The following is a 22634-nucleotide window of genomic DNA, read 5'->3' as shown; positions in this document are numbered from 1 at the left end:
GGGGTTGCTGTGTCCGGCTATTTTTTATGTATCAGTCTTTATCTTTTTTCTCGGTGGGATTTTCCGGCAGTTCGGCGGCATCTTCTACAATGTCGGTCACAAGCTGCTGGAAGTCAAACGCATTTTTTTCCGTGATAACGGGTTTTCCAGTTTCCGCTTCAAGAGCCTGCCGCGCAATGCCAGCCACCTTGCCGCCGCGTTTGGCAACCTGCTTGTTTTCTTCAAATGTCTGCGGCTTTGCAGTCTTGGAAATATCCGTGGTAGATGCTTCCGCCAGCATGGTCAGCACAAGTTCCAAATCGGTCATATTATCCCGGAGATTTTCTTTTGTTAGACCTTTCAGCCGCTTGTACTGCCCCGTGGTCATGCCGGACCATGCGCGGGAGATTTCATCGGTCAGGATGGCGTACTCCTTGCCCTTTTGCACTCCGCGCTTCTTCCATTCGTCCGTTAGTTCGTTGCGGATGCGGATTGCCAAAAGCCGCTGGTGAATCCATTCTTCGGAGTAGCCTTTCTTCAAATAGGTATCAAGCGCACGGTCAATAGCTTGCTCCGGGTCGATGGTTTCTTCGATGCGTTCCTTGCCCACCATTGCCAGCCATGCCTTGAACGGTTCAGCTTTCGGGGACGGGATGGACTGGATGATACGCAAAAGCTGTTCGGTGTTGGCGACATCTGTCTTGTACCGTTTTCCATCAGAGGACAACATTTTCAGTTGTACGATTTTTTCGTACAACTCATTTGCCCCCTCAGCTTTCAGCTTACGCTTAAGGTCGCTCCAATAACGCCGTGGATTGGCTGTTCCAGTTAAAACAGAAATAACATCAATAATCGAAAAATACCATTCTTCCTTTTCTGCATCCCATGCAGTACGGATTTTCTGATCTTCAAAAAGCTGGATGGAGCTATTGTCTTTCACTTCTGCCATAAAGGGTTCCTCGCTTTCGTTGTCTAATTCTATTTTACATGATTTCGGGTGGAAACGCCACCCAGTCTAAGCGTTTGCAGTTCAAAAATCCGAACAATATTTTGTGCAGATTTACCGTTCCTGCATCTGCTCTTTTCCCGGTGTTGTCCGCAGGATGCCGTCCACATTCTGCTTGATGGTACCATATTCCTGCATCTGGCGTTTGGCTTCGCTGTACCGCCGCTGCAGCTGGTCTTTCTGCTCGGTCAGTTGCTTATACTCGGCTTTCAGGGCGTAGAGGTCGGGCCGCTTTTGAAAGCCCTGCTCTTTCAGGGCCTTGGCCGCCGCTTCATAGAGAATCAGGGTGCCCTCGTGCTTGTGCCGGAACTGCTTTTTGTCAGCGGCCCGCTGGTACTCCTGCACCAACGAGTGCAGCTCCTTACAGGTGGTAACATCCTTTATCAGCACGGCCATTTCTGCAAGCCGGTGTTCGGCCGCTTTCAGTGCGGCGGCAGCTTCGGTGCTGGCGGCGGTGATCTCGGCCACCCGGCTTTCCAAATCCGGGTAGCTTTCGATTTCATGCTCGGTCAGGAAGTTCAGCATCCGGGCCGCCTGTTTCAGATTGTGGAGTTTTGCCCACTTCTCATACCCTGCGGACTGCTGGGCCTTGATGCTGTTTTCCAAATCAATCCGCAGAGAAATTTTGCGGGTTTCTTTGGGCTTCCGCTCCACGAACTGCCCTTTGATGCGCTCGGTGATAGCTTCCTCGGTGTAGGCTTCGCCCAACGTTTTGCAGCGGATGAACCGTCCCTGTCCGGGCGCACGGAACGAAACATACTTGCCACGCTTGACCTCATAGCTTTGCTCCTGCAAGAGCCGCAGAAAATCGTCAAAATCCTTGGCCTGCGGGATGGTGGTATCTATGGCAGCTTTCAGCTTCGCCTTCCAGCTCGTGCCTTTTCGGTGCGCGTCCCACTCGGCATAGCTCTTGCCCCTGTCTTGGCCGGGCATTACCACGGACAGGCCATGTTCCTTACACAGCCGGTCGCTGGTGCGCCGGATGTAGGCATAGCTCTGCCGGTTGGAAACATACTTTCGTTGGTTCACCATGTCCACGGCGCAAAAGATGATGTGGTTGTGGACGTGCCCTTTGTCAATGTGCGTGGTCAGTACATACGGGTATTTGCCTTGCAGGACTTCATCTGCAAGCTGCCGACCAATCTGGTGGGCCTGCTCCGGCGTGGTTTCTCCCGGCGCAAAAGACTGTATCAGGTGGTGGGCCAGATTGTTGCCTTTCTGCATGGCTTGTGATAGCAGCAGTTCAAATTCGATGTCGGCGGTTTCATAGGAGCAGGCAAAGGAGGACACCAGCATTTTTTCATCCGTCTTGGCTGGATTCTCAATGTAGTCCAGTGCCTTTTTCAGCGTTGACTTGATAGGATGTATCTTTGTAACTGCCATATCTGTGCCAGCGCTCCTTTGATGTCCGCAATATCTTGTGTGTACAGCGGCCCCATGCTGTTCAGCCGCCGCGCGATCTGATTGACGTTGACGCCAATCTTCTGCAATTCGGCGGTCTGCGCCCGGATGTCGGTGGTGTCGATGTGGACAACATATCCGTCTATCAGCATCTTCCGGGCGTATGCAGAAAAATTCCGTGTGTGCAGCAGAGCCATCTTCTGCCGGATAAGTTCCCGTTCCTCCGGCGTCACTGGAACACGCAGAACAATTTTTCGGGTTCGGTTCGTCATAGTTTCACCTCGTTTCTTCGGGGTCTGGGGTACTCCCCAGCAAGCATTTTTGCCGGGAGTGGCTACACTCCCTATGCTTGCTACGTTACCTTTCCCCACTACTATGACACCACAACACCCCCGTTTTGCCCGCAAAATGCAAAAAAATAAGAGGACGCTTTTGCATCCTCTCAATGATCGTGCATGACAATCAGACACACACGGGCTCTTTTTCCTGTTCATGGATTCGTAAGGCACCGTCAATGGCACCTTCTACGATGGGTAAGTATTCTTCCGGGCAAAGCTGCAGCTTGTGGCTGACCCTCTGACGCTCCGCACTTTCTTCCCGCATGAGTTCCGGGTTGAAGTACCGCTCCACCGGCAGGCCGCAAATTTTTATCAACTGAATCACCACCGGCAGGCTGGGCAGCGTGCCTTCGTTTTCGATGTTCGCAAGATACCGGCTGTCACAATGTATCATGTCAGCCAGCGCACTGCGGGAAAGCTGTTTTGCCTTTCGAGCTGCCTTGACATCCGCTCCGAACGTTTCAAAGCCGGGACAGTCCTCAATTTTCGCCATTCTGCATCACCCATATACATTTTATAGTTCATGGACGATTGGCGAAATGATGCAAAGCGCATTGTTGCTAAACTTTATTGTTCATAGTTTGAGCATTGTATTGTAAAGTGGGCTATCTTATAATAAGGAAGAAACCCTTTTTTGAAAAATCCGTCCGCTGTAACATTTCGCGGACATTTGCCTGTTATACTATCTGCAAAAAGCAAAGGAAGTGAGGATATGAAGCAGATTTTAATTGTCGAGGACGACAGTTTTTTGAATAAGATGGTGGCCTATAACCTGACCGCAGACGGCTATGGCGTGACTTCTGCCCTAAATGCCAGAACCGCAGCCGACGCCATCCGCCAGCGGGAATTTGATTTAGTGCTGCTGGACATCAACCTGCCGGACGGGAACGGCTTTGAGCTGTGCAAGCTAATAAAGCCTCAGCACCCGGACACCATCGTAATATTCCTGACCGCCAACGATCAGGAGAGCGACCAGATACGGGGTTATGAGGTGGGCGCGGTGGACTACATCACAAAGCCCTTTGTGATTGGGGCCTTGCAGCGGAAAATCAAAGCCATGTTCGCCATGCTGGAACACCACAAACCGGCCAAGGACATTTACGACGACGGGCGGTTGTTTCTGGACTTCTCGGAGCAGACGGCTTCCTTAAACGGCAAGCCCCTGACTCTATCCCCGATGGAGTACAAAATGCTGAACCTGTTTCGTAAAAATCCCCGGCAAGTGCTGACCCGTGGGCAGCTTTTGGAAAAGCTGTGGGATATAGACGAGCGGTTTGTGGACGAACACACCCTGACAACCTCCATCAGCCGTATTCGCAGCAAGATTGAAGCCGACGGCGGCGCACCCTACATCAAGACCGTTTACGGCATGGGGTATCAATGGACGGGAGGCGAGGCAAAATGAAGTTTCAAAACCTCTCGGTAAAGCGGCTGTTTGGCCGGGTGGCAATGGAGCTTGTCCTCTCCATGTCCGGGATCACCATAGCTCTTTTTCTTGTGACAAAACAGATTGCGGTGCTGCTGACAGGCGGGGCGCTGCTGCTGTGCGCCATTGTAGGGATTTTTGTACTGACGCAGGCGTTTGGAAAGCGACTGTCGCAGTTTACCACTGACCTGTGCCAGACCTTAGACCACATGATCGCCGGAAATGAAGCACCCCAGCGGCCAGAGGACAGCGAAACCCAGCTCGCCAGAATCGGGCACCGGCTGGCGAGACTTTACCAGATCATGCAGGAGAACCGTCGCCGGGTGGACGAGGAACGGCAGGAGTTACAAACCCTTGTATCGGATATTTCCCATCAGGTAAAAACGCCGGTAAGCAATCTGAAAATGGCGACGGACACCCTGCTGGAAAAGCCTATGACCGAGGCGGAGCGTACCGATTTTATCCGTGGAATCCGCACCCAGACAGATAAACTGGACTTTCTCTTTCAGGCTCTTGTGAAAACCTCACGGTTAGAAACGGGCGTAATCCAGTTGAATAAGAAACCGGTCTGCCTCTTTGATACCGTGGCGCAAGCCATGAGTGGGATCGTGTATGCAGCGGAAAAAAAGAAAATCGCTGTATCTGTGGACTGCCCGGAGAATTTGACCTTTTCCCATGACAGCAAGTGGACATCCGAAGCCCTCTTTAACCTGTTGGACAATGCGGTGAAGTATACTCCGGCAGGTGGAAAAATTACGGTGTCGGTGATACCGTGGGAAATGTATGTGGAGATCAAAGTAGCCGATACCGGCAAGGGCATTTCCGAAAGTAATCAGGCTGCTATCTTCCGGCGCTTTTATCGTGAGGAAGAAGTACACGAACAGCAGGGCGTGGGCATTGGACTGTATCTGGCCCGAGAGATCGTAACGCGGCAAGGCGGCTATATCAAAGTGGTTTCAGAGCCGGGCAAGGGCTCGGAATTTTCCATTATGCTGCCGACAAAATAGAATGCGGCGGACGGCCATTTCCGGCTGCCCGCCGTAAATTTTTTTGAAATGTCCGAGCGTTGTAACATTTCACCCCGATTTTCAATGAAATTTTTGGGCCGCTGTAACATTTCGCGGACATTTAGGTTTTACAATACCCTTATCAAATATGGAGGTGATACAACTATGACATGGCCTTTTGAAAATGACACCAGCGCCATTACAAAGAAGCTGGCGCAAAGAAGCTTCAAAGCCAACAAATTACGAAATATTGTTGCTGTAATAGCAATCGTTTTAACATCAATGCTTTTTACTTCTGTAACGACTTTATGTGTTGGAGCGATCCAGTCTATACAGACAACTATTTTGCAAATTAGGGGAACCAGCCCGTCCACTGGTACATCTGTAAATTGGATTGCCATAATAGCAGCCCTGTTTTTTATTATGATTTTTGTAATAACGGGCTATTTGCTCATTCGCAATATTTTTGAGATTTCTGTTGTTCAAGAAATAAAGAAATATGGCTTATTAAGAACAATCGGAACAACGGAGAAGCAAATCAAGCGAATTGTTTATAAGCAAGCATTTTGGCTGTCTATAATTGCTATATCTATTGGGTTGATTTTAGGATATATAGTAGGAATACTTATGCTTCCGTGGATTCTTAATTTTATGAAAGGCGAGTATCACAATCTTTCTGTGAACTTGAGTTTTAATCCTATTATTTTTGTCGTTGCCGGGATATTTAGTGCGATTACTGTTTGGGTGAGTATAAAGAAACCATTCAAAATTGCAGCTACGATTTCGCCCATTGAGGCAACTAGATACTATGAAAAAGACAATTATCATAGTGCCAACAAGAATCGTCTTTCGTTTAAGAATAGAATAACAGAAATGGCATGGAGAAATTTAAGAAGAAATTCAAAGCGTACCATATTTATCGTCTTATCCATGATACTCTGCATTATTCTCCTAAACAGTGCAATCGCAATCGGAAATAGTGTTGATGTTAAAAAATATGTATCTTCTGTTACCTCATTTGATTTTGTTGTGGCAAGCCCAAACACATTTTCTAATGTGCAAGGTTTTCGATTTAAAGATGATTCTGTTAGTAATGAAATCATATCTGATATTGAAAATAATATTCCTGTGCTGAACGGAAGTCGAATTTATAAAAACACTTTGGATGATGTCAGTGTTACTTATGATTATGGTAGTTTGGTCACGGAAGTATTAGACGAATACACAGAAGATAATCACCTTATACGAAGTGGTATGGTTGATGGCAGAACTTATCCAGTAAAACTCGGTGTTGATTATCGACCTCTTTGCAATATTTACGGGGTAGAAAAATCAATACTTCCTAAATTGAATTTCATTGAGGGAGAAACAGATATACAGCAACTAACCTCATATTTGGAAAGTGGAAACTATGTTATAGAAATTTCAGCGATCAACCCAAATGAATCTCCTGAATTTCTTTGTCCGCTCAATCAGGAAGTTACCATTTACAAAGATGGATTGCCTTATAAAACGGTTTCTGTAATTGCGCGTGCAGTGGTTGATTTTTCATTGGTAGAATCTCCGGGTAAGAATGTTGGCTACACTGATGTTGGCGGCGATTGTCCTATTTTCTATATGAGTAATGAGATGTTTGTGGAATTGTATAACAATCCAGCCATAATGAGTTATGTGTTTGATGTGGAAAAAGAACACTTTTTGCCAGCGACCGAGTACATCAATTCTTTGCCTACCGTTGAATACGCATCGTCTGAAACATTGGCACAAACTATGAATGGATTAAAACAAACTATTTTTATCATAGGTGGCCTTATTGGGTTTCTATTAGGAAGTATCGGGCTTGTGAATTTTTCCAACATCATTATAACGGGCATTATAAACCGGCAACGGGAATTTGCTACATTAGAGAGCATCGGAATGACGAAAAAACAAATTAACAAATTGACCGTATTGGAGGGATTGTTTTACGCATTTCTGATTTGTGTAATGGGTTTACCTCTCTCTCTTATTGTTGCAAATACAATTCTTCCTACTTTCTTTAATCAACCTGACTTATGGCTGTTTACAATACAGCCTACGATTTTCCCGTTGATATTAGAGGGAATTGTTATTTGCGTTGTGGCGATTATAGTTCCTCATGTTTCGTTTCGCTATTTTAGAAAAACAAGTATTGTAGCTCGATTAAGGGTAGTTGAATAATAATTTTGAAATGTCCGAGCGTTGTAACATTTCACCCCCGATTTTCAATGAAATTTTTTGGCCGCTGTAACATTTCGCGGACATTTGGGTTTTACAATAGCCTTATCAACAGGCAGAAAGCCTTGAAAGGAGTTTTGAGTATGAGCGTTTTACAGGCGATTGATCTGAAAAAGTATTACGGCACAGAGCCGAACATTACCCGCGCCCTTGACGGTGTGAACTTCTCCGTGGAGGACGGCGAGTTTGTGGCCGTTGTGGGAACATCCGGCAGCGGCAAGTCCACCCTGCTTCACATGATGGGCGGGCTGGACACTCCCACCAGCGGAACCGTGATCGTCCGGGGCGAAGAACTGGCAAAGAAGAACGATGAACAGCTTACCATCTTTCGCCGCCGCAACATCGGCTTTATCTTCCAGAACTATAACCTTGTTCCTATCCTGAATGTGTATGAGAACATCGTCCTGCCGGTGGAGCTGGACGGGGACACGGTGGATCAGAAGTTTTTGGACGAGATCGTTCACCTGCTGGGGCTGGAAGATAAACTGAAAAATATGCCGAACAATCTTTCCGGCGGCCAGCAGCAGCGTGTGGCTATCGCCCGCGCCTTGATTACCAAACCGGCTATTGTTCTGGCCGACGAGCCAACCGGCAACCTTGATAGCAAGACCAGCGCCGAGGTGCTGGGGCTTATCAAGCGCACCAGTGCAGAGTTCCGGCAAACTGTTGTGATGATTACCCACAACAACGACATTGCCCGCCTTGCAGATCGGATTGTCCGCATTGAGGACGGCAAGATTGTGGAGTAAGGAGGTGGCAGGCTATGACATGGCCTTTTGAGAATGATACCAGCGCCATTACAAAGAAGCTGGCAAAGAAAAGTTTGCAAAGCGAGAAGCGCCGGAATCTGATGGTGGTGATTGCCGTTGCACTGGCGGCGTTTCTGATCTGCTTTACGGGAATTGTGTCTACTTCCCTGACACAAATGCAACGCAATCAGGTTGTCGATACTTATGAGGCGGTCTGGCTGGGCGTGGAGGAAAACGACATTGAAACCCTGAAAGGACTGCCGGAGTTTGAGCGCGTAGGCGGCTACTATATGCTGGGTGAGGAACTTTCGGAACAGGGCTATCATGCGTCTTATGTGTATTGCGACGCGCAAATGATGGAGATTACCAAGGCGCAGATGGAGTTGTTAGAGGGGAGGGTTCCTGAAAAAGCAAATGAAGTTGTCGTAAGCGAATACTTTCTTTCCACCTATGGAAACAATGCCAAAATTGGGGACACTGTGACCTTAGATACAGAGAGTTTTCATGGTGATTATGTCGTTACCGGCATTATGGACAGCGTAAATGAAAAAGAAGCGAATACCTGCGCTATCATTCTTTCCAACGCTGCCCTGACAGAATGGAAAGGGTTTGACCCGACTGGCTATCGCGCCTATGTCCATTTCAAAAACAGCGACCAGTTGGGCGAAGAACTGATGACCTCTTATTGCAGGGAGATTGCGGAGGAATATCAGCTTCCTATGCCCAAAATGAACAGTAAGTATTTTGCCTATGCTTCTAAATCCTTTGATTTTGCACTGATGGCAGGTGTGATTGCCCTTGTTCTGATTGGCGGCTATATTGTGATCCAGAGTATCTTCCGTATCTCCATCAATGACAAAATCCAAAGCTACGGGCAGCTTCGGACGATTGGTGCGACACCAAAGCAAATCAAGCGGATTGTAAAGAACGAGGGACGCAAACTCGGCAGTATCGGGATTCTGATTGGCACAGTGCTGGGCGTATGCGGCGGTTTCCTCCTGTTTTCCAAGGGTTTTAACGCTGTTTCCTATGTGGCAACGGTTATTTTAACGCTTATAAGCAGTTGGATCATGATATCTGTTTCCATCCGTAAGCCGGTGAAAATTGCGGCAGGGATTTCCCCCATTGAAGCCGTCCGTTTTACCCCGGCGCAAAAGGACATCCGCAGCCGGAAAAAGAATATCAAGCTCAATCCTGTTTCAATGGGAATTGCAAATTTTAGGCGTGACCGAAAAAAGACCGTTGCTATTGTAGCCTCATTGAGTTTGGGCGGAATTATCCTGCTTGTGGTATCCTCCATTGTTTTGCTGCGCTCACCAGAGGCGCTTGCAAGACAGTTTTTCCCAGACGGCGACTATAAAATTTATTTGGATTCTGAAATGACAGAAGAAAAGGTTATGGCAGCGGGAAATCCATTGAATGAGGAATTAAAGCAGAAAATCTTATCTATTGATGGCGTTACAGATATAATTCCAAGCAGGCAATCTCTCCATGCAACTTATAAAACAGAGATTCATCAAGCTGGTGGTATGTGCGATATGCTGACCGACCAGAATTATGCGGCAGTTGAAGCGGCTCTGACAGAGGGAACCATGCCAACAGATTCCCGTAGTATTGTAATTGACTATAATGTGCTAAAGCAGAATGAGGATATGGGTGTTGGTTCAACGGTTGAGATTTCTTTGGGAGAAGAACAGCCATCCGTTTCTGTTACCATATCGGGGTTATACGCTCCTGCAAAGGTATATTCAGGACATGGCAGGATGCACTTAGATGGGGCAACTCTTTTTGCACCAGAAGCGTTGTTCCACGAACTGCACCCGGAAATCACCTCTTTTGACTATTCATGGAGCATTGTAAATGACGCTAAAAAAACGGACTATGTGGGAGCTGAATTGAAAAATATTGTTGCCAGCCATAGTAATATTGCCTTAGATGAAATCAATACAGTGATTGAATATGAAGAAATGACAAATTCTTTTGCGTTTGGCAGTATGGAGATACTTTCATGGTTGGTATTTCTCTTTGGCGTTATCAACCTTATCAATACGACACTCTCTAACCAGATAGCCCGAAAGCAGGAAAACAGTATTCTGCGTTCTATCGGCCTAACACAAAAACAGCTATGTAAAATGAACATCTGTGAGGGGCTGTTCTATGCGCTCTTTGCAACATTGGCGACGCTGATCGTTGGGCTTCCGGCTTCCATCTTTGCTTGCAGAAAAATGAGTATAGGAGCTTTTGCCGGAAATGTAGTGCCTTACAAATTCCCGGTTTTGGAAATGGGACTGTTCATTCTGGTATTGTTCGGAATGGAACTGATCTTGTCTGTATGGACAATCCGCAGACAGAAAAAGCAATCCCTGATTGAACAAATGCGGGCGATGGAATAACCGTATGGGATCGGCGGGGCGGCGTGTGCTGCCCCGCTTTTTTCGCCATTTCTCAAAAAATTTTTGAAATGTCCGAGCTTTGTAACAATTCAGCCTGTTTTTCTGTCGAAATCAAAGGCACCTCGGACATTTGTGTAACATTTGGATTTTATAATAATCCTCATAAAGAGAAATAGCCTGTTAGCAAGCTGCCGCACGACGGCAAAAGAAAAAAAGCCGTCGTATAGCAGACATATCCGCGCGCCCATTTTGAACCGGCGGTGTTTGAGAAAATCAAGGCCGCCGGTTCTTTTTGCTTATCAAAGCGTTTCATCGTCCGTATGGCGGCCACTAGGAGGATGCCGCCATGCGCCTGATATTCTATCGAACGCCTAGCTTTGAACTGTCAAAAAAAGCCTTGCTCCCGCACAGGGTCAGCAGGGCTTTTACTATGTACTATACGATGTAGATACTGCGCGTTTCGTGCTGCCATTATGCCCGGTTGGCCGTTTTCGGTCTGCTGGGCTTTTCTATTGCCGCCTGAAAAGCTGCCTGTTTCAAAAATATTTTTGGAAATTTTCAAAAAAGCGGGCAGAATCGGGTGTTTCAGGTGTCATATTAGCGGAAAGGGAAAAATCCACCCGACATCCCCACGGAAAGGGGGTGAGAAGATGGAAGCTATCCCTCGCAACGATGGCGAACAGTACCGATTCGATGCGTTCTGCAAAGCGGTGCTGCGAAATGAGGCCCGGAACTATCACCGAAACAAAAAACGCCTGCTCGACCGTGAAAAGTCATTCAGCGTTCTTTCGTTGGAAGAACTGGGGCAGCTCACGAGTGTAGACTATTATCCAAGTGAAGAATTTGTATTTTCGTCCTACGGCTGTGATCTGCACATCGACAATGAACTTGTTGCCAATGCGTTTGCCGCCCTGCCGAAGCAAGAACAAAGCATTCTGATTCTGTTTTGTGTTCTGGAACTGGGCGATGGCGAGATTGGCGACCTCATGGGAATGTCCCGGAGTGCTGTACAGCGCCACCGGACAAAAACGCTGAACGAGCTGCAAAAAAAGCTAAAGGCGCACTTGCCGGAGGGAGGTTAGGCGTAAATGAACTCCTATGAACACACGAGCAGAGATTTTTTGCCGCTCTCGGTGATTCGTTCTGCCTGCGCTGGGGACACCGATGCAGTTGAACAGGTTTTGCGACATTACAGAGGTTATATCAACAAGCTCTGTACAGGCATTCTCTATGACAAGCACGGTCAGCCTCATGTGTGCATAGACGAGTACATGAAACGCCATCTGGAAATCAAACTGATTTCTTCTATTGTAACCAAAGCCGAAACGGTCTGACCCTTTCCACGTTTCGGGACTGCACCTTGAAAAACATGCTCGCAGGATAATGGCGGTGCATTATAGGGCAAACGGATACGTTGCTGTCTGTATCGAGCCGGACGGCGGGTGCGCCACGATGCTTTTCTTTGAAAAGTGGAGCGATCACCACCCCGCCGCAATGCAAGCGCGGCTGCTTGCGGGCCATGACATACAGACAGGCTGATACTCCCTTACCGTCAAGGTCCGAGCGTTCAGAGCGTCGCAGGCAATGAGTAGGGCTGCATGAGGAATGCAGGGGTGAGATTCCCGTGGGTTGCTGCCAGCAGCCGTCCGTTGGCTCATTTTTTATTTTGTGAAAGGGGGATATTTTTGAAAGAACAAAATTTGATACGTTATAGCATTCAGCTTGCTTTTTTGAAGCAGCTGTTAGAAAGAAAGCTCATAACCGATAGAGAGTATTCCCTTATCAAGCAGCGCTTAATGAAAGATTATCGTGTGGTTTCCGAACTATCCTCTTGATTTTGTGTTGCATTGGCGTTATGATTAACGCAATGAAAGGAACACATTCAACAAGGAGGTCAAGCATGAAAGATGTTGAAGTCATTAAAGCGCGAAACACGCTCTCTCCACGAGCGCGCACAAACTTTGAAAAAAGGCTGCGCGTAGCCGCCTATTGTCGTGTCAGCACCGATACCGAAGATCAGCTGAACAGCTACAAGTCGCAGGTCGAATACTATACCGAACTTATAAAAAGTAAGCCGGAATGGTCTTTGGCAGGCATCTATGCTGATGAAGCTATCACAGGTACGCAGGTGAAAAAGCGCGAGGATTTCCAGCGGTTAATCAACGACTGTATGAACGGTGACGTGGACATGGTGATTACCAAATCCATTTCGCGGTTTGCACGAAACACGCTTGACACTCTGAAATATGTTCGGATGCTCAAAGATAAAGGTGTGGCTGTGTTTTTTGAAGAAGAAAACATCAACACCCTTACTATGGACGGCGAACTGCTCCTTGTGATTTTAAGTTCTGTTGCACAGCAGGAAGTCGAAAATATTTCTGCGAATGTCAAAAAGGGCTTGAAGATGAAAATGCAGCGCGGTGAGCTGGTCGGTTTTCAGGGCTGTTTAGGCTATGACTACAATCCAGAGGACAAAACCCTCACCGTCAACGAAGAAGAAGCGGCTGTTGTCCGTTACATTTTTCAGCGATACACGGAGGGTGCCGGTGGTTCGGTTATTGCCAAAGAACTTGAAAACTTAGGTTATAAAACCAAACGCGGCAGTCCCAAATGGGCGGACAGTACCGTAATCGGCATTATCAAAAACGAAAAATACAAAGGCGACATTTTGTTAGGAAAGACATTCACCGTTGACCCTATTTCAAAACGGCGTCTGTACAACTTCGGCGAGGAAGATCAATTTTATATTCGTGAGCACCACGAGCCCATTATTTCGGAAGAAGTCTTTGAAGCCGCCCAAGAAATTTTGCGGCGGCGTGCAAAGCCCCGCAGCCTTAATGTAGACGGCAAACGTGAAAAGTTCAGCCGGAAATACGCTTTTAGCTGCATGATAGAATGTGGTTTCTGTGGTGGCACCCTGACAAGGAGGAGTTGGCATAGCAGTTCACAATATAATAAAGCAATCTGGCAATGTGTCGTTTCCACCAAAAAAGGAAAAAAGTTCTGCCCGGAGAGCAAGGGTGTTGACGAAAGAACGATTGAACGGGCTTTTGTAGAATCCTATCGCCTCTTGTGCCAGAACAACAAGGATGTTCTGGACGAGTTTATGAAACGGACGGAAGAAGCCCTTTCCGAAAGCAACGCGGGCAAGCGTCTTGCAAAAGCTGAAAAGGACATTCACGCTCTGGAAGTCAAGAAAAACAAGCTGGTTGATATGCGTCTTGAAGATACCATTGACAAGGAGACCTACGACCGAAAGTATTTAGACCTGTCCAGCCAGATTAAGCAGTTGCAGAAAGAGTGTGAAAGCCTGCAAGATGCAGCCGAAACCGAAACTACCATGCGCAAGCGTGTCGCCATGTTCCGACAGACACTTGAACAGAATGAGGTTCTGGACACCTTTGACCGACATATTTTTGAAAGTATAGTTGAAAAAGTAATCGTGGGCGGTTATGATAGTGATGGGAACAAAGACCCCTACATGATTGTCTTTGTCTACAAGACCGGGTTCAAGAACAGCGTGGACGGCAAGAATTTCAAGCCGCTTCGCAAGAATAGCAAGGAGAACCACTCCCCTGCTGTTTTGTGTTCCCATGCTTCTAACGAGGCTGAATCCATGTGTTCCGATTCTAGCGACGACACATGTGGAAGTGGTTCTCCTTTTGACCAAAATCCATGTCGAGCGGCACATCGAAGTGGACGTCAGCATGGATGAACTGGATGTGACTGCTGCGGAGAGCAAGGCGACTTACGATCAGATTCGGGATTATGTGTGGGAACACCATCAGTTGAAGGTGTCCAATCTCTATATCGCACAGGTGAAGCAGAAGTACGGCATCATCGAGCGTGAGAATTACCATAAAGCAAAAAACGAAAATGCGAAGCAGCCCCAGTGTCCGAAGGAAAAAGAGGATGCGATTGTGGAAGCACTGAAGCATTTTCAGATGATTTGATACGCAATCACCCCAGAGAGAATAGCCTCTTGTGCGTTCTCTCTGGGGTGATTTTTGCGTTATGCTACTTCCGGGTAGCGCATATATACATACTCGTAGATTTTCTTCTGGTAGGTCTGGATATCGCTTACATCATAGCTATTGGGAAGTTCTTGCCAAAGGGTATTGCGAATCAGGTTATCCACAATCGCCTTAGTTTCCTGCTTGTCCGTCCAATGGTCGAGTTTGGCAATCTGCTGTTTGATTTTTGTCAACAAGTCCACAGACACCTTCTTGATCGTTTCAATTTCCTGCTTCGTGAGGTTCTCCGAAAACAGCAAATCGTACACTGAAAGTTCCTCATCGCTGGAAAAGCCCTCACGCACATAGCGCTGCTGCTCCGTGTCCAGTGAACTTGCAAGCTCCATCAGATCCATGAAGGTTTTCTCAATGGTTGCCCGGTTCTGCTCTGCATTATAGGCATCAATAATCTCCTGATAGCGGTCATAATAATCAATGCGCTGCGGGTTTGCAAACAACATTTTCGCCAATTGCTGATTCACCAGTTCATCCAGATCGCGCAGCAAAAGGTTCTTCCGCCGGGTGTGGGCAAACTCCCGGCTCAGCAGGTCAAAATCAATTTTGCTGATGTCAAACTGCTGGGAAGGTACAGCCTCCTGATCCGGCTTTTCCACATGGATGTACTCGTTGACGATGCCGTTGATCTGCACCATCAGGTCGGTATTGTCCGCGTGTTTCCGCTTCTGCTGCAAGCCCTCGTAGATGGCGAGAATTGCGTTTTTCCGGGCGCGCACGACATCGTCCACATCGTCACGGTCTGCGTAGCGGAACAGCCGCGACAGTTCAGACGCATAGGTCTGGAAGGTTTTCTTGGTTTCCAACGTCTCGCACATCGCGTTGACTGCATCCTGTACAAGGCTCATCTTTTCAAAGTCCTGTGCGTCCACCAATTCCTGCAGCCGGAACCCGTGTTCTGCCAGAAAGCCGTCCGTTTTTCCGATGACCGTGCGGATGCGCTGAATCAGCTCCGTTTTGTCCACCGTTGGGTCAATGCCCGCCGGGCTGTTCTTGCTGACCGTATAATCTGCCAGAGCCTTGCGCAGCGCCTTTACGATACCAATATAGTCCACGATCAGGCCGTTGCTCTTGCCCTCCGAAACACGGTTTGCACGAGCAATAGTCTGCATCAGGGTATGGGCTTTCAACGGCTTGTCCAGATACAGACAGGACAGACACTTTACATCAAAGCCCGTCAGCCACATGGCACAGACGAACACCACCCGGAACGGATTCTTGCTGTCCTTGAATTCTTTATCCAGCTCCCGCTTTTCCATTTTGGCACGGTGCGGCAGAATATCCAGCCCCCACTTTTTGAAGGTCTGCACCTCGTTCTGCTCCTGACTGATCACCACTGCCATTTCGGTTTCTTTCATCCATGCCAGTTTACGGGCAAGCTCCTGTGCTTCCTGCTGGGTCACTGTGCCCTGCCGGGCTTCCAGTTCCCTGATCTTTGCCCGCCAGTATTCCTGCACATAGTTGTACATCCGCACACAGGTGACCTTATTCAGGCAGACAAACATCGCCTTGCCGCTGGTCCAAAGGTCAGAGTAATGCTCCACAAAATCCTTTGCAATGGAGCGCAGCCGTTCATCTGCGGTGAGAATATGGATCTCCTTTGCAAACTCGCGTTCCAGCTTTTCCTCCTGCGAGGGATCAAGGTCGGCAGCTTCAATGGCATCCAAAATCCGCCCGGTGATCTCCGGCTTGTCCAACTGGGCGATCTTATCCGCACGGTTCTCATAATACAGCGGCACCGTTGCGCCGTCCTCCACTGCCCGCTTGAAATCATACACCGACAGATACCCGCCAAAGGTGCGCTCGGTGATATGGTCATCTGCCAGCAGCGGCGTACCGGTAAAGCCGATGCGGGATGCCGTGGGCAGCAGGTGCATCATGTTGTCTGCAAAAATGCCGTACTGGCTGCGGTGGGCTTCATCCGACAAAATCAGAATGTCGTGATCCGGGTAGATGGGCGGCTCCTTGGGCAGATTGAACTTCTGGATCAGGGTAAACACAAAGCTGGGGTTGCCCCGCAGCTTTTTTACAAGGTCTGTACCGCTGGATGCAATAAACTGCGAAGCCTTGGTTTTGCCCAGCAGACCGCAGTTTTCAAAGGTATCGCTGATCTGCCGGTTCAGCTCGTCACGGTCGGTCAGCACCACAATGGTGGGCGAACCTGCAAACTTGCGCCGGATCTTCTGCGCCAGAAAGACCATGGAGTAGCTTTTGCCAGACCCCTGCGTGTGCCAGAACACCCCCAGCCTGCCGTCTTTCAGCTTGCGGTTCTCGTAAGCACTGACGGCCTCGTTGACGCCGAGATACTGGTGGTTGCGGGCCAGAATCTTGGTGGTGCGCCCACCGGAATGGTCGTAAAGGATGAAGTTTTCCAGCAGATCGAGGAAGGTCTTTTTCTCGCAGATGCCCCGCAGCATGGTTTCCAGCTCCACTCTGCCTGCATCGCTCTCCTTCAGACGCTTCCACTCGTGGAAGAACTCATACTTGCTGCCAAGCGTGCCCACCTTGGCTTCCAATCCATTGGACAGCATAAGGAAGGCATTGTAATAGAACAGCTGCGGAATGGTATCGAGATAATTTCGGTAATTGTCTATGTAGGCGTTCTGCACATCCACGGTAGGCTTTTTCAGCTCGATGAACAGCAGCGGAATGCCATTGACAAAGCCCACGATGTCCGTTCTGCAGCGGTACAGCTGCGAGTGGATCTTCATTTCTTTTACGGCGAGGAAATGATTGTTTTCCGGGTTTTTGAAGTCGATCACCGCCGCACTGCGGGTCTCGGTGCGCCCATCCGGCCGCTTGACCGTCACCGGGATGCCATCCCGCAGCAGAAAATACTTTTCCTCATTGATCTGCATCATGGATGCGGTGGAAACGTGCGCCGTGAATTTCTTCTGCACCTCGTCCAGCTGGTTCGGGGTGAGCCACGGGTTCAGCCGCAAAAGCGCCTGCCGAAAATACCGGGTCAGCAACACTTCCCCATAGCTGGTGCGGCCCAACGTCCCATCCGGCCCCAGCTTTTCGGAGTTGTAAGCCATCACGACCTCCCAGCCCAGAACATTTTGCAGCAGATTGCCTGCGCTGTTCTGAACAAGGACATTTTCGGAGTATTCGCGGCTCATAGGATCACCTCATTTGGTTTTCTTTAATTCGTCTAATGTACAGAATTCTTGATTTATTTTTATTATTATCAGAGACATAGCAATTAAGAAAAATGCATAGTCCATCTCTTGTCGATGCTCGCTCAATGAGTTTGTTGCATGTACATAGCGATTTCTCAACGCCATGCCATTTGAAACGCTGTCATTATTTAATAGATAATTCAAATATTTTTGTTCTGGTTCTGAGAACAATGTATCTTTTATCTCAAATTCTTCAAATCCTAATACCTCTTTAACAAATTCTTCTTTTCCCGCATCCTGTCCTAAAAACAAATAATCCCAGTCCTTTAATTCTTTTATTAGATATGCCCGTTTCAAATCCAATTTCAAAAATCCGTCATCTGTTTCTGAGATCGCTTTTCTTGATATTAACCATTTCAAATCATTTTTTTGAAAGAAATCAAAATCATCTTTCTTCTTTTTCTGTTTCAAAAGCAGCTCTACAATATTTTTAAAACTCCTTCTAGTTTCTTTGTTTTCTAGAAAGGGAACCAACTGTGCAGAATACAAAAGATTTTTCTCTCTTTGTAGTTCTTCCGACTTAGAATATGCATACTTATTTTCTAGTAAACTCGGCACATCTGATATCTTTAAATTTTCTGCTGCAAATTCCAAACTGTCCCTATCAACTACTCCATAATGGCAATATTCCGTAAACTGTTTTAAAACGCTTTCGATCTCAATAGCAATATTCCGATTTTTTTCAAGTTGCGTTGCGCCTTTTGATGACGGATGAAAAATGAATCCATCAATATCAAATTCTTTTTTTAGATATACTTCAAAGAACCACTTATAAACGTCCTCTATATCAACATTACACTTTTTTAGTATATTGCTGTATCCCAGCATCTGAAGTGCTGTCATTTGATTCATTGCACTAAATGCTGCTCCTGCTGGATACTCTTTAATACCATGTACTCCCATATATGCTTCGAAAAAACCCACTTTAGAAGCATTGGCCACTAATTGGCACCTGCCTTGTTTATCAGTAATTTCAATCAAGTATATTAAATTATTCAAAATCGTAGGATAATCTAAATTTTCTACTATCCAGTCATAGTCTGTCTTACATCTTATGCAAAATTCCTTTTCACTTTCGTTTGACGTGTCTCTAACTGTCTTTCCATCTCCACCCAAAGATGGAAAGCTTACTTCTATATTCCATCCAAAATCCATAAAGCGGCTACTATTCTTTTCATATAATTCCTTATATTTCTGCCGAGCCAGTATTTTTGTTGATGGTTTTAGTTTCAACTTACTTGAGTTTGTTTCTTGCATTATCAACCTTAGATAGTTCAAATTAGGAAAGTCGCTTTTTATATATGCAATTATCAACTCTTCCTTGTTTTCATTTGTTAATTCTTTAGGAATTCTGTACTTATTATCCAATTGACCTTTTTGCAAGTATATTTGTACCAAAAATTCCGCATGTTGTGCATCAGATAAAAAATACTTTGAAACCGCCTCGCTTTGCCTTCCTACAATATCTTTTTGTGACAGTAATACATCTGGCCCCGGCTCTGTTTCCTTCAAAAAATTCAAAAACTCTTCTTTTGAACATTTCTTGTAAATTTCTATCTTGGCTATTATTTCCCAAAAATCTTCTTTATAAAGAACATCTATATTCTCATATATTTTCGACAGATTATTTATACTCCTGCTTGCAAAGAACTTTCCAATGATATTCATAATTGTGCCCGACTTTTTCTGAAAATCCAGATAAAGTTCATCTGCCCAATCATCAAGTCGTATCCCGGTGTCAATATACTTTTTCACATTATACAGTTCAATTATCTTATTTATTTCTGTATATCCATTCCAGTTATGATAATCATCAAAAACCTTTTCACACTTTCTTAATTCTTCTGCATTTGCAAAGTCACCTGTTCCGTAAAATTTAACACCGTAATACTCCATCAGTTCACACCTCCGTTTCCCCGCTCATCAACTTTGGCAGCAGTAAATTTCTTGCTGTCTTTAACCGCTCATTTTGTCCTTGCAGCGTCTTTATTTTATTAAAATACGTTTTTGCACATTTGTCAAACTTTTCCAGAGTTTCTTTATCGGGAATTACCACATCCATCGCATCCAGAATCTTTGTCGTCATGCTGGGTACTGCTGCGCCAATATTCATGGAGTACATATCAAATGCTTTGACAAAGAAATATACAAAAACGGCTGTATGCGGCTGTTTCATCGTAGCATAGAACATTGTGTCCACTGTCCAAAATGTTTCATCCACATACATGATATTATTCAAAGAGCCTTTTCGAGGAATCAGGACTGCCTCACCAGAAAACAGCGATTTATTGCATTTTCGCATTAAACCGCCAGAACCATAAACCGGGATATTTCCATCATCAGGAGCTTTTTTGTGGTCTTTTCCATAATTAACGCTGATAAGTTCCTTTAACAGTCCTCTGCTCCACCCCTCCGGTATGCCGTCCACAATTTTCGTGTTTTCATGCCCCGGAAAGCGCAAATCCACAAACCATTCTTTATAAAGCCGCTGGGCTGCTTCTTCCAGTAGTTTGATTTGTTTTTGGTTGTTTTCAATCAGGTCATCATAGGCAGAGAGAATATCAGCAATATACCGCTGTGTTTTTAAAGGTGGAAGTTTAATCTCAATACTTTTAATTATCGCTGCATTCAAATTTGGCTGTGCTCCACCATTCTTTAATGAAACCATTTTTTCATACAGCGTAACCAATTGATAATATACAAACTCATAGTATGCCTTAGTTTCATCTATGATAAGATTACAGCACGCCTGATTTGTTGTTAGTGGAATTTTGTTTATCGCTACTCTTCCAGCTGTATCACCTTGTCCGTACATCGCAACAATCACTGAATTTTGTGGAATCATCTTTGCGCTAGAATTATCTAATCCGTCTTTTGAAATATACGACTCTGTTTCATAAATTCGGCAATAATTGACTTCTTTAGTTTTTAACCATGGAATTTGCTTAGGCTCATAATATTCTTTTATAGAGCTTTTGGGCGTTCCTCCTGAGGTCACATACTTGCAAATATCCCCCAGTTTCACCTTTTCCCACTTCATACCCCCATCTCCTCCAGATTCTTCGAGATGGTTTCCATCAGGCGGTTGGACTCTGCCTGCAATTCCAGCAGCTCCTTGTGGATCTCCTTCATCCGCTGGGCAAAATCCACGCCGTCATCCTCCACGGGTGCAACGCCCACATAGGCACCGGGCGTCAGGGATGCGCCTTTCTCGTTGAGGATGGTGTCGCGGCTAGCCACCTTGCACAAACCGGGAATGTCCTGATAAACGCCCTCGCCAAACTTTTCGGTGAGCCAGACGGCCTCCTTGGCAACGGTCAGCTTCTCGTTGAGGGCTTCCAGCGCCTTGTCGAACTTTTCCTGCGTGGTCTTGCGCTCTTTGCGGGGTGCTGCATCCACAGCGGCTTTGGCTTCTTCCCGCTTGGCCTGTACGTTTTGTTCCATTGCAGCCTGAATCTCTGCAAAGGGGCGGTCGTCCGCCAGCTCTGCGTGATATTCAGCCAAAAGCCCCTTGTACTTGTCCACCTCGCCACGATAGAGCCAGACAATAGCGTTGAGGTTCTTCAGCTGCCAGTCGCTCCACTCGTTCTGAGTGCGGTCCACCACGGTATAATAGTTGCGGGCATCGATGAACAGCACAGTGTCCAGCAGATGTTCCGGTTTGCCCTTATCCAGAAACCACAGCGAACAGGGCAGGCTCTTGGTGTAGAAGAAGTTGTTGCCCACGCTCATCATCACGTCCACATGGCCGGTCTGGATGAGTTTTTCACGGATGTCCTTGTCTTTGCCCTGACTGTCGGTAGCCGAGGACGCCATCACAAAACCCGCACGGCCATGCTCGTTCAGGTAGGAGTAGAAATAGGACACCCACAGATAATTTGCGTTGCCGATTTCCTTGGCCTTGTTCACGCCGGGCAGGCCAAAGGGCAACCGCCCGGCACTCTGCGCCGACTCCGACTTGACCTTGTCCACGTTAAACGGCGGATTTGCCATCACATAGTCGCAGCAGCCGTTCAGGTTGTGGGCATCGTGATAGAAGGTATTGGCTTCATCTCCGGACTTGATCACGCCGGTCAGGCCATGCACGGCCATATTCATCAGGCAGAGCTTTGCGTTGTACTCCACCTTTTCCTGTCCGTAGAAGGTCATAGTGTTGTTGGCGATCATACCCGCATGGTTTACAAAGTCGCCGGTCTGCACAAACATACCGCCGCTGCCGCAAGCCGGGTCCAGCAGAACGCCGTGGGCAGGCTCCAGCACATTGACGATCATCTTCACCAGCGATTTCGGCGTAAAGAACACGCCGTCATCCTGTGCCACATTCTTGGCAAACTTATTCAAAAAGTACTCGTAGATACGGCCGATCACATCGCCGCCCACATCGTCCAGTGCATCATTGTTGAAGATGCGCAGCAGTTCCCCAAGCAGCTCATCCGAGAAGATGGTGTAGTCCTTCGGCAGAACGCCCTGCAGCTGCTCGCTCTGCTGCTCCACCAGTTCCATGGCGTTGTTCACCACTTCGCCCAGACTGTTCAGCGGGTTACCCTCGATGCCGGTCAGCCCCTGCTCCGGGATGTTGGCGGGCAAATTGACTAAGTAATTGTACTGCGCCTCCTTGGGCAGAAACAGTGCACTCTTTTCGGCAAAGTCGCTTTGCTCCACCGGCAGCACCCGGCCACCGCGCATGGGACGGTCTTTCAGGATCTCCTGCTCTACCAGTTTGAAGCGGCTGTACGCATACCGCAGAAAAATCAGTCCCAACACCGGCATACAGTATTGGTTCGAGGTGAGTTTAGAGCCTGCACGCAGCAGATCTGCCGACTCCCACAGGTCAGCTTCCAGTTTTTTGACGTTCACATTATTTGCCAC

At 47.1% G+C, this 22634-nt stretch carries 19 protein-coding genes; 10 read left to right on the top strand and 9 right to left on the bottom strand.

Going from position 1 to position 22634, the window contains the following annotated elements; genetic code table 11:
• Positions 1-31 precede the first annotated feature (31 nt).
• The 4 genes from MTP36_RS06935 to MTP36_RS06920 all read right to left on the bottom strand — a co-directional run bounded on the left by MTP36_RS06935 (position 32) and on the right by MTP36_RS06920 (position 3217).
• On the bottom strand, positions 32-928 hold the full coding sequence (locus MTP36_RS06935) for a BRO-N domain-containing protein (protein WP_117477616.1): 897 nt from the start codon (positions 926-928) through the stop codon (positions 32-34).
• Positions 929-1039: 111 nt separating this feature from the next.
• Entirely contained in the window at positions 1040-2368 is a 1329-nt protein-coding gene (locus MTP36_RS06930) for a relaxase/mobilization nuclease domain-containing protein (RefSeq protein WP_249254263.1), read from the bottom strand.
• On the bottom strand, positions 2329-2658 hold the full coding sequence (locus tag MTP36_RS06925) for a plasmid mobilization protein (RefSeq protein ID WP_207684218.1): 330 nt from the start codon (positions 2656-2658) through the stop codon (positions 2329-2331). Before MTP36_RS06925 ends, MTP36_RS06930 begins: the two co-directional genes overlap by 40 nt.
• Before the next feature lie 190 nt (positions 2659-2848).
• Positions 2849-3217 (bottom strand): helix-turn-helix transcriptional regulator, encoded by a 369-nt coding sequence (locus MTP36_RS06920; protein WP_005927725.1) that lies wholly within the window; start codon positions 3215-3217, stop codon positions 2849-2851.
• Between the two features lie 219 nt (positions 3218-3436).
• Here MTP36_RS06920 and MTP36_RS06915 point away from each other — a divergent pair, with 219 nt between their 5' ends.
• The 5 genes from MTP36_RS06915 (at position 3437) to MTP36_RS06895 (ending at position 10555) form a co-directional block, all read left to right on the top strand.
• Entirely contained in the window at positions 3437-4129 is a 693-nt protein-coding gene (locus tag MTP36_RS06915) for a response regulator transcription factor (protein WP_021738113.1), read from the top strand.
• Complete coding sequence (locus MTP36_RS06910; protein ID WP_118050872.1) at positions 4126-5157, top strand: sensor histidine kinase; 1032 nt, start codon at positions 4126-4128, stop codon at positions 5155-5157. The genes MTP36_RS06915 and MTP36_RS06910 overlap by 4 nt, the downstream gene beginning before the upstream one ends.
• Positions 5158-5322: 165 nt before the next feature.
• A complete protein-coding gene (locus MTP36_RS06905; protein ID WP_097783440.1) occupies positions 5323-7356 on the top strand; it encodes an ABC transporter permease in 2034 nt (677 codons plus the stop codon).
• 140 nt (positions 7357-7496) lie between these two features.
• Positions 7497-8162: an ABC transporter ATP-binding protein gene (locus MTP36_RS06900; protein WP_097783439.1), complete on the top strand. Its 666-nt coding sequence runs from the start codon at positions 7497-7499 to the stop codon at positions 8160-8162.
• A gap of 14 nt (positions 8163-8176) precedes the next feature.
• Positions 8177-10555 (top strand): ABC transporter permease, encoded by a 2379-nt coding sequence (locus tag MTP36_RS06895; protein ID WP_249254262.1) that lies wholly within the window; start codon positions 8177-8179, stop codon positions 10553-10555.
• Positions 10556-10715: 160 nt separating this feature from the next.
• Here the strand turns inward: MTP36_RS06895 and MTP36_RS06890 are convergent, their stop codons facing one another.
• Positions 10716-10868 (bottom strand): hypothetical protein, encoded by a 153-nt coding sequence (locus MTP36_RS06890; RefSeq protein ID WP_249254261.1) that lies wholly within the window; start codon positions 10866-10868, stop codon positions 10716-10718.
• Between the two features lie 337 nt (positions 10869-11205).
• On the opposite strand from MTP36_RS06890, the gene MTP36_RS06885 reads away from it, so the two are divergent.
• The 5 genes from MTP36_RS06885 to MTP36_RS06865 all read left to right on the top strand — a co-directional run bounded on the left by MTP36_RS06885 (position 11206) and on the right by MTP36_RS06865 (position 14508).
• Positions 11206-11637 carry a sigma-70 family RNA polymerase sigma factor gene (locus MTP36_RS06885; protein WP_098922171.1) on the top strand — a complete coding sequence of 144 codons (432 nt, stop codon included), beginning with the start codon at positions 11206-11208 and terminating at the stop codon, positions 11635-11637.
• A gap of 6 nt (positions 11638-11643) precedes the next feature.
• On the top strand, positions 11644-11889 hold the full coding sequence (locus MTP36_RS06880; RefSeq protein WP_098922169.1) for a helix-turn-helix domain-containing protein: 246 nt from the start codon (positions 11644-11646) through the stop codon (positions 11887-11889).
• Positions 11890-12153: 264 nt separating this feature from the next.
• Entirely contained in the window at positions 12154-12390 is a 237-nt protein-coding gene (locus MTP36_RS16060) for an SHOCT domain-containing protein (RefSeq protein ID WP_015536580.1), read from the top strand.
• Positions 12391-12455: 65 nt separating this feature from the next.
• Entirely contained in the window at positions 12456-14270 is a 1815-nt protein-coding gene (locus MTP36_RS06870; RefSeq protein WP_249254260.1) for a recombinase family protein, read from the top strand.
• Positions 14218-14508 carry a 23S rRNA methyltransferase gene (locus MTP36_RS06865; RefSeq protein ID WP_330220874.1) on the top strand — a complete coding sequence of 97 codons (291 nt, stop codon included), beginning with the start codon at positions 14218-14220 and terminating at the stop codon, positions 14506-14508. Before MTP36_RS06870 ends, MTP36_RS06865 begins: the two co-directional genes overlap by 53 nt.
• A 59-nt stretch (positions 14509-14567) precedes the next feature.
• Here MTP36_RS06865 and MTP36_RS06860 read toward each other — a convergent pair whose 3' ends face one another.
• From MTP36_RS06860 to MTP36_RS06845, 4 genes are read right to left on the bottom strand one after another with little or no spacing between them, the layout of a single operon-like run.
• Positions 14568-17705 (bottom strand): type I restriction endonuclease subunit R, encoded by a 3138-nt coding sequence (locus tag MTP36_RS06860; protein WP_249254258.1) that lies wholly within the window; start codon positions 17703-17705, stop codon positions 14568-14570.
• Between the two features lie 9 nt (positions 17706-17714).
• A complete protein-coding gene (locus tag MTP36_RS06855) occupies positions 17715-19661 on the bottom strand; it encodes a hypothetical protein (protein ID WP_249254256.1) in 1947 nt (648 codons plus the stop codon).
• Positions 19662-19665: 4 nt separating this feature from the next.
• Positions 19666-20805: a restriction endonuclease subunit S gene (locus tag MTP36_RS06850; protein WP_249254254.1), complete on the bottom strand. Its 1140-nt coding sequence runs from the start codon at positions 20803-20805 to the stop codon at positions 19666-19668.
• Positions 20802-22634, bottom strand: coding sequence for a class I SAM-dependent DNA methyltransferase (locus MTP36_RS06845; protein ID WP_249254253.1), 1833 nt, complete (start codon positions 22632-22634; stop codon positions 20802-20804). The genes MTP36_RS06850 and MTP36_RS06845 overlap by 4 nt, the downstream gene beginning before the upstream one ends.

Source organism: Faecalibacterium sp. I4-1-79, from assembly GCF_023347235.1.
Taxonomy (GTDB): Bacteria; Bacillota; Clostridia; order Oscillospirales; family Ruminococcaceae; genus Faecalibacterium; species Faecalibacterium tardum.
This window is presented reverse-complemented; position numbering and strand designations above follow the sequence as displayed.